The following is a 12,313-nucleotide window of genomic DNA, read 5'->3' on the forward strand; positions in this document are numbered from 1 at the left end:
ACGCCGCATCGGAAATCGGTAATTATTTACTCACAGCATAACGAGACAGCCACAAAATAGTAAAAATTACATGCCTGATGGTTTCGAGAAGACTTTCAAAAATGGTTACCGGACATTTACCGTATTGAATTCCCTTTGATATGATCTTTCGCGCGATCAGCCGAGGCGCGGCTTATAGGATTTCCGCACTAAAATGAAAGCAAATCCAAATAAATCGTTATGTGTTTGAAAGATTCATTTGGCACTGACACAATTCCGGCGCCGGGATGTCGGATAACGATCGCGTTCTCGAGAAACGGGGTAATGGCATGAGCGGGGAAGTATTGCTGAAGGTGTTGCGCGGCGGTTACGCGCAGTTCGATCGCATCGTCAAACTCGACACGCCGCTCGGCGAGGACTGGCTCACGCCGCTGTACGTCAAGGTCAACGCGCGACTCGGGCGCAATTTCGAAGTGACCGTCGACGCGTCGTCCGTCATGGGCGACAAGATCAAGCTCAGCGCGCTGATGCTGCAACCCGTCACGCTGTGGATTCGCCAGACCGACGGCGGCTATCTGCCGATCCATGGCTATGTGCAGCGGGCTCGCCGCCTCGGAAACGACGGGAGCGTCTCGTATTTCCAGCTTCAGTTTTCTTCGTGGCTGAGCTTTCTGAAGCTGAGCAGCGATCGGCGCGACTGGCAGGAAGCGAGCGGCTGGCAAATTCTCACCGACGTGTTCGACAAGCATTCGCAGGCTTCCGGTAACTATGGGCAGGAACTGCGCGCGGCGATGCGCTCGTATTCGCACCGCGTGCAGTGGGAAACCGACTGGAATTTCGTGCATCGCAGCCTGGAGGAAGTCGGCGTATTTGCGCGCTTCGATTTCGCGAAGGATGGCAAGTCGCACAAGGTCGTGATGATGGACGACCTGTATTTCGGGCCGTCACTGCCGAATTCGGAGATGAAGTTCAGCCACGCGGGTACCGACGAGGATTTCGATGGCCTCACGCAGCTGAGCGAGCAGCAAGATGCACAAAGCGCAACGCTTGCGCTCGGCACCGTCGACTACAAGCGCCCGGATCTCGACAAACAAATCAGCATGCCGGCGGCCGACCTGGAAGATCTGCCGGGCCAAGGCGAGGATTATCTATATACCGGCTCACAGACCTGGGCCGAATCCGATGCCGGACAACAACAGGCGCGTATTCGAACCGAGGAATGGGCGTCCAGAGCAAAGCGCTATTTTGCGATCGGTAGTCCCCGCTACGCGCTGCCCGGCTACTGGTTCAAAGTGTCGGGGCATCCCGTCCTCGACGCATTGCCTGACGAAGAGCGCGAACTGTCGATCATCGCGAGCGATTGGCTGATTCAAAACAACCTGCCAGGAATGGACGCCCTAACCCGCTTCCCGCGCAGCCTGCGCAGCGAGATCGAACAGGTGAAGGCGGCCGGGGCCGGCGCGACTGTGAGCCACCGCGATGGCGGTATCGGATTCTTCCACGTCGAGATCGAAGCGCAACGCCGCAAGACGCCGTTCCGCAGCCCGTTCGAGCATGACAAGCCGGAGATGCACTTGCAGACGGCGATCGTCGTAACCGACAGCGACGAAGAAATCGCCACGGACGATGGCAATCGCGTGCGGGTCCGGACGTCGAACAGCCGGAACGATCGCAATACAAAGTCGACGTCGTGGATTCGCGCGGCGATGCCGGACGCAGGCTCGAAGCGCGGCGGCTACTTCCCGTTGCGCAAAGGTGATCAGGTGCTCCTCGGATTCGTCAATGGCGACTGCGACCGGCCCGTCATCGTGTCGCGTTTGCATGGGGGCGCGACGATGCCGGTGTGGCACACGCACGGCCTGCTGTCCGGGTTTCGTTCGCGTGAGTATGGCGGCGACGGCTTCAACCAGCTCGTCATGGACGATGCTACCGGTCAGAACCGGGTCCACCTTTACTCGTCGAGCTACAGTTCGCACCTGCATTTGGGCTATCTGATCGAACAGAGCGACAACACGCGGGGGTCGTTCGTGGGCAGTGGGTTCGACCTCAAATCGGAGGCTCATGGTGCGATCCGGGCCGTTCAGGGTATGTCTATCTCGACCCACCCCGCCGCAGTACAACCAATGAACGTGTCCGCGGCGACCGATCAGCTCGCGGCTTCGGAAGCCGTGCTCGAAACGGTGTCGCAGGCGAGCGAAACGAATCGGGCCGAGAGCTTGCAGGACGGCAGCGATGCGTTGAAAGCCTTTACCGAGATGACGCAGCACACGGTGCCCGCTGCAACAAAAGGCGGGCGCACCGCTGGCGGCGGGACGGGGAACGCCAATGGCTTTGCAAAACCCGCGCTGCTACTGTCGAGCCCGGCCGGCATCGGACTGTCGAGCCATCAATCGATTCACACATCGGCTAATCAGCAGGTCAATTTGGTGGCGGGGAAAAACGTTAACCTCGCAGCCGGGAAGTCGTTTCTCGCCAGCGTAATGGACAAGATCAGCCTGTACGCCCAAAACCAGGGAGTGAAAATCTTCGCGACGAAAGGCGCGATCGAGATCCAAGCTCAAACCGATGCGCTGACAATGCTGGCACAACAGGACGTCAAGATCGAGAGCGCGTCAGGGCGGGTGATCCTGCGCGCGGAAAAGGAACTGATTCTCAACGTCGGCTCCTCGTATATCAAGATCACGCCGAACATGATCGAAAACGGGACGTCGGGCCAGATTCTCGAAAAATGCGCATCCTGGGACAAGCCCGGTGCGTCGACCATGACGTTGCGAGACCCACTAAACGGTACGCCGGTGTCCAAACACGGCGGTTACGCGGACGATTTTTCTGGCTGAGCGGATGCCGGCTTTTGATGCACGATAACGACTTGCGATTCAATCTGACATGACGGACAAGCACCCTCCCAAACAACCGCCGAAAAAGCCTGAGCCGGACGCCAAGCCGGCGTACACGCCACTTGCATGGAGCTATCCGTTTTCTCCTTCTACTCAGGGAGGTGCATCTCCGGACACCACGGATCCCCTCACCTATATGCAGGTGCTTGCGACTGCAGAGGACGGCTTTTATCCACTGGGAGCAAGCGGGATCTGGCATGGCGGCATTCACTTCGGTCAGAAGACAGGTGAAGCGCTGAAGCAGGACGAGGGAATACGGGCAATCGCCACGGGAGAGGTCGTCGCTTATCGGCTCGACAAGGAATACCCCACGCTGACCTATCAGGACCAGCGCCACGCGCTGTACTCGCGCGGCTTTGTGCTGATCCGCCATACACTGCAATTGCCGCCCGCACCGAAAAAGCCCGAACCCGCGCCGGCACCGTCGAATGCGCCGACAGCACCCGCCTCCGGAAACAATGCGACTCCTCCGGCCCCCGCTCCGACAAAGTCGCCGGCGCCGTCCGGGCCGCCGCCCGGTGAAACGCTGACGTTCTTCAGTTTGTACATGCATACGCTCGACTGGAAAACGTATAAGGCGATGCTTGATCAGACCAAAACGGACAATGCGGCCGCCAAGGCGTCGCAGTTCACGCTTCCGCCGTATCTCGAAGTGGAGCGCTCGTATCGAGCATTGAAACCAAACGCGCAGGGCGTTCCGAAACCGAAGCCGGTCGATCCCAGCGCGGCGGGCGACGATTCATTGCCGCAACCAGACGGGAACGATTCGCTTCCCCAACCAGTATCAGGGGTCCGGGTTCGCATTATTCCGAACGGAAAGTTGCTCGGGTTGCTACCCGAGGGGACGGAATTGACCGTGAATGAGGCGGATAATGGCGGCCGGAACGGTTGGGCAAAAATCACGAAGATCATTAAAGGGGATCCGGTTGGCCCCATCGTCGGGCAGCCTCCTGATGTACAACTGAAGTGGGGTTACGTTTTTGTCTCAGAGCTCGAGCCGATTCCTCAGTCGGGCCCCGTCGATAAGGTCGTTGTACTCAAGAAGCCATACCCGGTCAAAGCGGGAGACATCGTCGCGCATATCGGACAATACCAACGGTACAGAGAAGCGAAGCACACTCCTCCGCTGCCGACGCGGCCATTGCTGCACCTCGAAGTTTTTGCGGGTCCCGACCTTCCGACGTTCATTGCCAAGAGCCAGTTACGCGCAAAAGAGTTGTCAGAGGCAGATCCGAATATGGAAAAGCCATTTTTGGAAATTCTGGCCGGCGCAAAACTGGTAACGAAGGTCCGGGAACCGGACTACGTTCTTCAGCAGACTGGTTTGAAACTGGCGCCGGTCAGCGATTCGAAATCGCGGTGGGTCAAGGTGCAGCCCAAAACTGTCAAGATGCCTGCCCCGCAGCCGGAGCCCCCTGCTCCGGCTGGGACCGGGAAAAAGCACAAGCCGAAGCCGGCGAAAAAGCCGGAGCCCATCGAGACGCTGATCGGGAGCCCCTTTTGGATTGACAGCGGCGTGGTGCTGATCAATCAACTGACCACGGCACCCATCAAGGGTTGGAAAGACTTTCCGCTAAAAGTGAGTCAGGCAGACGGACCCGCAGCGGACTTTCGCAACGTGTTCCAGATCGTCGAACTCGAGAAGCCTGGCCCGCAAAACTTTGCCCGAGAAGACAAGGACGCGAGCGGAAAAGCGATACGCTGGTGGAATGTGACCCTGGGCACGAAAGACGGTGGAACGCTTCAAGGCTGGGCGCGCGAACGCGACCACCCCAAGGTGACGCTGTGTAGTCCGTGGGACTGGCCGGGGTTCGAACTCGTCGATAACAGTTCGACCACGATGGTCGATATGTTCAAGCGGTATCTGTTTGTCGCCGGGCTCGCCATGGGAGAGGATCAGGACAACTTCAAGCCTAGTGCGGACGCATTGGCCACCAGCGACCTTATCCAGAAGCTCGAAAAGGCAATTGACACCAACCACGACGGCAAGGTGACCGCAGCGGAATTGGCGGACGCGCAGAAAATGCCCTGGCTGGCCGAAGCGATCTCGCACATTGTCGTGAAGAGCGAGAGCGAATGGGGCGGCAACATGGGCAAGTGGGAGGACATCACGCCTTACATGAAGCTCGTGCCATGGAAATGGCAGAACGAGATGGAGCGGATAAAGAAGCTCCAGTGGTGGGAAGAGGTTCAAGGGATCGACGCAACGATTCTTCCGAAAGAGCCGAAGCCATGGCATTTTCATCCGATCGGGTTGATTGGGAATTTCGCGTGCGGCGATGGAGACTGCATTCCGTTGGTTGAGGCCCAGCGGATCGCACTATTTATTTCGGCATCGTTCGAAAACGGAAATCCAAAATTTGACGGATGCGCCGATAATTTTGACGGCATGGGCATGTCGTTTGGACTGATCCAGTGGAATTTTGGAATGAATACGCTTGGCCCCGTCCTCAAAAAGATGCATGATGCCGACCCTCAAGCGTTTGAAGCTGCATTTGCTCCCGGAACGAATTATCAAGCCATCTGGAGCGCGATAATAAGCGGGGATTTCGCCGCCCAAAAAAATTGGGCGATTGCGCAACAAAATAGCAATAGGGATAATTGGCAGAAAACATTCAAGGCCATCGGATCGAATGAAAAATTTCAAGAGATTCAAATTAAAGAGGCAGCAAAATATCATCAAGATATTCTAAGCTGCCTGAAGCTCTTACGGGAACTGCGCCCCGACCTGATGAAATCCGTGCAGCTCGTTACCTACTGCGCCCTCTATGATTTATGCGTACAGCAGCATGACTTAAGCAAAGCATCGCATCAGATAGCAGAACGCGTTGCCACGGAAAAACCAGCCACACAGATAGAACTTCTTAAAATCGCAGTTCAAGAGAGAGCCAAAACAGCCAACCCTAAATGGATATTCGACGCCACCAGCCGGCGAATGGGAATTATACAACAGAAGCCATACCCACACCCACCAGTCAAGGGTGAGAAGCCCATGCCAAGAGACAACATCAATTTCAAATTACTTAGTGGAAAGGCGGATAAAAATGTCTGCGGATTGTAAAAAATCATTAATAAGACTGTTGCTCGTAATTGTTATCGCGACAAGTGCCGTAAATGCAATAGCGGAGGTAAAATACGATACCGTTGAATGTGGGCCTGGTGACGAATGCACAACGACCATCACCAACGAAGCAAAAAACCTGTGCCCGAATGCACCACTGCAGATTTCTTGGAACAAAAATAGCAGTTGGACGTTAGTATCATGTTCATGCAATTGTTCTGAGCAGGACAATAAGAACTGGTTTGTTGCTCGCAATGGATCGGTTATTGGCCTTGAGATTGGCCGCCGTTTTCCCCGATCATTTTTCTCGGAAAATCTAAGTCCAATGGTGCCAGACATCATGGCATCGCATTCCATGTGCAAACCGGCGGATAAAAAGATGATCGATCAAAGCACATTTATATTGCTCGACAAGCAACCATCAGCCGGAGAAAAGGATCCATATTGCTACGACACGATCTATGTTGTAGAAAGAGACGGCAGCATTAATTTCATCGAGGATGGTAAAAAAGTCAACAACCGATCCTATTTCTCTGGCCTCAGCGAATCGGACAAAAATAGTTTAACAACCATCACCAAAAGAACACTTCCCTCATGGAAAGCCGCTGCTGATCACGAAAGCAATAATTATTTTTTAGTAGTGAGCGAACGTGCGTACCTCTATGACCGACCACTCCCTCAAGCCGCAGGAAAGGCGTACCTAATAGCTGGCGACAAAGTTGAAACACTGGGAAGCCCTCACGATGGATATATCAAATTTCGCTACATAGCGAAAAATGGGAAGATTATCGAAAAATGGGTGAAATGTATCGACATAAATTATCCCGACAATAAAATCAGACCATGATTTCATTTAGCATTCGACCACTCCAAAATTCCGCGATGCCCACTCAGCCTAAACACGAACTATTGCCTGCGCCACTTAGATAGGGAGTTGACTATTTGAAGCCTCTTCTCGGAAAACGAAGGACTGACGTGATGGACCTGATTCGTATCGGTGACGACACGGACCACGGCGGCAAGGTCGAAACAGCGTCAACTTCGATGCGCTTCGACGGCCGCTATGTCGCCCGCAAGGGCGACCGCGTATCGTGCCCGCAGCATCCAGATGTCTCACCGAACCTCATCGAGGAAGGCGACCCGTCGATGACGGACGACGGCATCCCGATCGCACGGCATGGCCATCGCGCTACGTGCGGCTGTCACCTGATCTCGAGTCTGGCGTGATTGGGAGATGGAACACCGCACGCGGCTCACACCAATCAGCAGTCTCGGAAAAACAGCCCCGCCTGCTGTCGAAGTCACCGATCGAGTCGTTAGGTGATACGGGCTACTCCGCTTCATAACACTGTGAACCACAAATCCACTTTTCATCGAACATGAGGATTCTTTACAAAATCGCAACGCTCCCCCTACTCCTGACCATTTCATGCGGAGCCCATGCCAGAGCCGATATCTGCAAAAACGAGCTAAGAGAATTGGTTGTACCTCCGCTCAAGCATGTTGCGGTGAACAAGAAAGACATTCACGTGGATATTGCCGATGCGGCTAACGGAGTCTATAGCATCAGACTGTACGTCGCTGCGGATAGCCCCGACAATCTTGACAAACAAGTTACTATCGGTTGGATAAACTTGGATAAGAATTCGATGCAAGCATTGGATCTGACACGAGACCCCGAGCATCCAGACATACTAGGAGTAGATGAGGTGAAATTACGAAAATTCATTTCGAATTGCATCCACTAGCCATCGATGGCAGCCTCGAACTGCGACGAACTCAGCCAGAGCAACTCGAAACCTGAAATTGACACATTTCCCCGGAATCCAGGATGCACCAATTAAAAGTACGCGCCTTCTGATTTATTCTGCCTTATATCACCTCGCAAAATTCCCGCCCAGGCCACAAACACAAATGCGACACCCGATGAATATCACGAAGAAAACCATCACACTTGCATTTATCGCCCTACCGGCAATCGCTTTTGCCGACGCAGCCATCAACAATGGGAATGCGTACGACGACTTATCACGCATCAATGCGGAACTAAATAAATCAAAAACCGAATTAAATTCGACATATCAAAAATTATACTTATCCACACGATACAAGAACGAGCTTCAGCAAGCGCAGGAAGCTTGGCTCGCTTACCGGAGCAAGCAGTGTACTGGGTATGTTGCAGCTGAGGCGTCGGCATCTCAAGGCATCGGCTCCAGCCTAATTACGAAAGAATGCCTCACTACGATAACAAAACAGCGGGTTGATTATTTAAAGACGCTGCTTCAAAAATAGTGAATTGAGCCAGCAATCGATAGCCAATCTTACGAAAATTAACGTCACACGAGCCGCACACCATTGACAAGGATCCGCACCTACACGATCCCCACCAAAAAATTTCGATAAATCCTCACCGGAATCCAGCCCGACAGAGAAATGAGAAAATTATTCATCACCCTCATCCTGACAATCACTTCCCTCATTCTGCCCGATGTTTTTGCAAAATCGTCAAACTCACAGCGCAATCACGCATACACCGGAGTAAAGATTGCATACGCAACGTCGGAGTTGACAAAATGCTCATTCCAATACAGCCCAATCAATTTTTGTGACGACGAGCACGTCGCCGCATACAACAATACGCTGAACTCGGCACCCGCTAATTTCAACGGTCACTACATAATTTTAGCGCGCCCGGAATTTGAGAAATACCACCAAAAGTCGGTTGTCGCGATCGACACTCAATCGGGATTGGCATACCCACTTCCAATTGACTCGTTTTCCGGATTCATGCACGGCCGCCCAACAGCCAAAGACGGAGGGCAGATAAGTTACTCTATAAACAGCAACAAGGTTTGCATCAGAGGCGCAATATTGGTCTACCGGTCGTTCGAAGAAGGAAACTTCTGCTTCGAATTTGTCGGAGACAAGTTCATCGGGCATCACACCGAATATATGTATCCTTAAAAGGCGTCTCCCCTGGTCCGCAAACTTCGCGAACCAAGATGGGGCGCCCCTCCCCCTCAAGGATGCCGAATATAATCCACCAACGCCCGCGTATACTCATCCGGCTCCCGATCGACCAAACTGACCGCGATCGCCACCGCAAACCCGGCCGGCACGCCGAACACGCCCGAACTGATCGGCTCGATACCGAACCAGGTCGGCCCCGCAAACCCGGTAAGCTGCGTGAAAAGCGGATACGTCGACACGATGTAATACACGCACACCGCGAGCCCGGTCACCATCCCGGCGATTGCACCGCGCGTGGTGGTCCGCTTCCAGAACACACCGAGCACGAGTACCGGAAAGAAACTGGACGCCGCGAGCGAAAACGCCGCGCCCACCAGAAACAGAATCTTCCCCGTATTGAGCGACGCGACATACGACGCGAACAGCGCCACGCCAAGCAGCAGCACCTTCGAAATCGTCACACGCCGCTGGCTCGTGGCGTGCGGCGCGACCATGCAGTAATAGACGTCATGCGACAACGCGTTCGCGATCGTCAGCAGCAACCCGTCCGCGGTCGACAGCGCCGCCGCCAGCGCGCCCGCCGCAATCAGCCCCGACACGACGTACGGCAGGCCCGCGATCTCCGGCGCAGCGAGCACGACCATGTCCGGCTGCATCTGGATCTCCGACCAGTGGACGATACCGTCGCGTATCACCTCGACCACGCTGATCAGGTCCGGTTCGAAGTGATGCCACTGCGTGACCCACGCCGGTAGCTCCGCGATCGGCCGCCCGACGAGGTTCGTGAGAATCTCGTACTTGATCATCACCGCGAGCACGGGCACGCTCAGGTAGAACAACGCGATGAAGAACAATGTCCAGCCGACGGAGCGCCGCGCGGATGCCACCGACGTCGTCGTGTTGTAGCGCGTGAGGATGTGCGGCAGGCTCGCAGTCCCGAGCGACAGGCACAACAGCAGCGCAAGAAAATTCCGCTCGCGCGGCTTGCGCGCATCTTCGCTCGCCGCGGGAAACGGCGCGTGCATCGGCACCGGCGGCTCGGCCCGCGCGAGCAGGTCGTCGCGCGCCTGGCCCCACGCCACGCGCGCCGCCGTCGGGTCGCGCGGAAAGTCGGCAAGCTCCCGTTCCCGCTGGTTGATCTCGCGCAGCGGCCCATTGTGACGCCGCAGGTCCGCCAGCTGCTCGACGAGTCGCCGGCGCGCGTCCGCATACGACGCCGGCAGGCGATCCAGTTGCGCCTGCACGAGCGCGGCTTGCCGCCGATACTCAGCGCGCACCTGCTGCTCGTCGGCGGCGTCGCGCACCTGCGCCTCGCGCGCCGCGATGCGCTCCATCAGCTTGCCGTAATTGAACTGCGGCACGGGCCCGAGCCCGTTCTTCATCGCGATCAGCGACACCGGAACCAGAATCGCACTGATGAGAATGACGTACTGCGCGACCTGCGTCCACGTGACCGCACGCATGCCGCCGAGAAACGAGCACACGAGAATGCCGGCGAGTCCGCAGAAGATCCCGATCGCGAAATCGACGCCGATGAAGCGCGTCGCGATCAGCCCGATCCCCTGGATCTGCGCGACCAGATAGACGAACGAGCACAGGATCGCCGCACCCGCCGCGAGCGCCCGCACCGCGGTGCTCGAAAAGCGCGTGCCGAGAAAGTCCGGGATCGTGTACCGCGCGAGCTTGCGCACGTACGGCGCGAGCAGGAACGCGACCAGACAGAAACCGCCCGTCCACCCCATCACGTAGGCGAGCGCGTCGTAACCGGTTGCATAGAGCGAGCCGGCCAGCCCGATGAACGACGCCGCCGACAGCCAATCGGCCGCCGTCGCCATCCCGTTGAACGCGGACGGCACGCGCCGCCCGGCCACGTAGTATTCGACGAGATCGGACGTGCGCGACAGCAACCCGATCACCGCATACACGGCGATCGGCACGAACAGGAATACGTAGCCGATCCACACGCCGGAGCCGGTCGCGCGCTCGATGCGCCACAGCAGCAGCACGAAGCCGAGAAAACCCAGCGTGTAGAGCGCGTAGGCGCGAATCAGTCGATGCGTGAGCATGGATCAGCGCCCGGTTCCGGTTCCGACGTCGTCGGCATGCGCGGCATGCTGGTCGTACGCGCGCCGCAGCAAGCGATCGGCGCGCTGCATCAGGCCGATGTACACGACGATCAGCACGAGGTACACGAGGATCGCCCCCTGCGCGCCGAAGTAGAACGGCAGGCTGAAACCGGCGAAGCGAATGCCCGCGAGCGCGGGTGCGAAGAACGGCACGACGAACGACACGGTGAAGCCGATCGTCATCAGCACCGCGATCAGCGCGACGTTGAAGCGCCAATAGCGCGCATGGGCGCGCGCGAGCGGCTCTGGGACGGGCGGCGGCGCAGCGCGCGCCGGACGGGACGAAACGGTCATGCCGTTATTTAGCAAAAAGCCCCTGCGCGGAGCAATCGGGATTGCCGCGCAGGGGCTCGTGCGCGCAACGCGCGCGACAGGAACGCTTACCGCACCTCGGTGAGCTGCTCCAGAATCGCCGGATTCTCGAGCGTGGAGGTGTCCTGCGTGATCGCCTCGCCCTTCGCGAGCGAGCGCAGCAGGCGCCGCATGATCTTGCCCGAGCGCGTCTTCGGCAGGTTGTCGCCGAAGCGGATGTCCTTCGGCTTCGCGATCGGCCCGATCTGCTTGCCGACCCAGTCGCGCAGCGCCTTGGCCAGCGCCGCGGCCTCGTCACCTTCAGGGCGCGAGCGCTTGAGCACCACGAACGCGACCACTGCCTCGCCCGTCGTGTCGTCCGGCCGGCCGACCACGGCCGCTTCCGCCACCAGCTCGTGCGACACCAGCGCCGACTCGATCTCCATCGTGCCGAGCCGGTGGCCCGACACGTTCAGCACGTCGTCGATGCGCCCCATGATCGTGAAGTAACCGGTGTCCTTGTCGCGCACCGTGCCGTCGCCCGCCAGATACAGCCCGCCGCCGAGCTCCTCAGGGTAGTAGCTCTTCTTGAAGCGCTCCGGGTCGCCCCAGATCGTGCGGATCATCGACGGCCACGGACGCTTGACCACCAGGATCCCGCCTTGCCCGTTGGGCACGTCCTGGCCCGTCTCGTCGACCACCGCGGCCATGATCCCCGGCAGCGGCAGCGTGCACGAACCGGGCACCGTCGGCGTCGCGCCCGGCAGCGGCGTGATCATGTGGCCGCCGGTTTCGGTTTGCCACCAGGTGTCGACGATCGGGCAGCGCTCGCCGCCCACGTGCTTGTGATACCACATCCACGCGTCCGGATTGATCGGCTCGCCGACCGTGCCGATGATGCGCAGGCTCGACAGGTCGTAGCTCTTCGGGTGGACCTTGTCGTCGGCGTCGGCGGCCTTGATCAGCGAACGGATCGCGGTCGGCGCGGT

9 protein-coding genes are annotated in these 12,313 nt (G+C 57.5%); 6 read left to right on the plus strand and 3 right to left on the minus strand.

Features of this window, described 5'->3' with window-relative positions; translation table 11 throughout:
- Positions 1-308 precede the first annotated feature (308 nt).
- From EX20_RS20855 to EX20_RS31040, 6 genes are all read left to right on the plus strand, one after another.
- On the plus strand, positions 309-2,816 hold the full coding sequence (locus EX20_RS20855) for a type VI secretion system Vgr family protein (RefSeq protein WP_034194580.1): 2,508 nt from the start codon (positions 309-311) through the stop codon (positions 2,814-2,816).
- Between the two features lie 49 nt (positions 2,817-2,865).
- Entirely contained in the window at positions 2,866-5,937 is a 3,072-nt protein-coding gene (locus EX20_RS20860; protein WP_175464273.1) for a lytic transglycosylase domain-containing protein, read from the plus strand.
- The gene (locus EX20_RS32060) at positions 5,921-6,784 is read left to right on the plus strand and encodes a hypothetical protein (RefSeq protein ID WP_124259907.1); all 864 of its coding nucleotides are present in this window, start codon (positions 5,921-5,923) and stop codon (positions 6,782-6,784) included. Before EX20_RS20860 ends, EX20_RS32060 begins: the two co-directional genes overlap by 17 nt.
- Before the next feature lie 128 nt (positions 6,785-6,912).
- Positions 6,913-7,164: a PAAR domain-containing protein gene (locus tag EX20_RS20865; RefSeq protein WP_034194581.1), complete on the plus strand. Its 252-nt coding sequence runs from the start codon at positions 6,913-6,915 to the stop codon at positions 7,162-7,164.
- Positions 7,165-7,863: 699 nt separating this feature from the next.
- Positions 7,864-8,229: a lysozyme inhibitor LprI family protein gene (locus EX20_RS31035; protein WP_072465541.1), complete on the plus strand. Its 366-nt coding sequence runs from the start codon at positions 7,864-7,866 to the stop codon at positions 8,227-8,229.
- A 141-nt stretch (positions 8,230-8,370) separates the two neighbouring features.
- Positions 8,371-8,901: a hypothetical protein gene (locus EX20_RS31040; protein ID WP_080484201.1), complete on the plus strand. Its 531-nt coding sequence runs from the start codon at positions 8,371-8,373 to the stop codon at positions 8,899-8,901.
- A 56-nt stretch (positions 8,902-8,957) separates the two neighbouring features.
- Here EX20_RS31040 and EX20_RS20870 read toward each other — a convergent pair whose 3' ends face one another.
- The 3 genes from EX20_RS20870 to EX20_RS20880 form a co-directional block, all read right to left on the minus strand.
- Entirely contained in the window at positions 8,958-10,973 is a 2,016-nt protein-coding gene (locus EX20_RS20870; protein ID WP_011885478.1) for a sodium:solute symporter family protein, read from the minus strand.
- A gap of 3 nt (positions 10,974-10,976) precedes the next feature.
- Positions 10,977-11,327, minus strand: coding sequence for a DUF4212 domain-containing protein (locus tag EX20_RS20875; RefSeq protein ID WP_011885479.1), 351 nt, complete (start codon positions 11,325-11,327; stop codon positions 10,977-10,979).
- 86 nt (positions 11,328-11,413) lie between these two features.
- Positions 11,414-12,313: AMP-binding enzyme (locus tag EX20_RS20880; protein ID WP_034194582.1), on the minus strand; the 900-nt coding region annotated here is incomplete at its 5' end.

The sequence above is a fragment of the Burkholderia sp. WP42 genome (assembly GCF_000745665.1).
GTDB classification, from domain to species: Bacteria; Pseudomonadota; Gammaproteobacteria; order Burkholderiales; family Burkholderiaceae; genus Burkholderia; species Burkholderia vietnamiensis.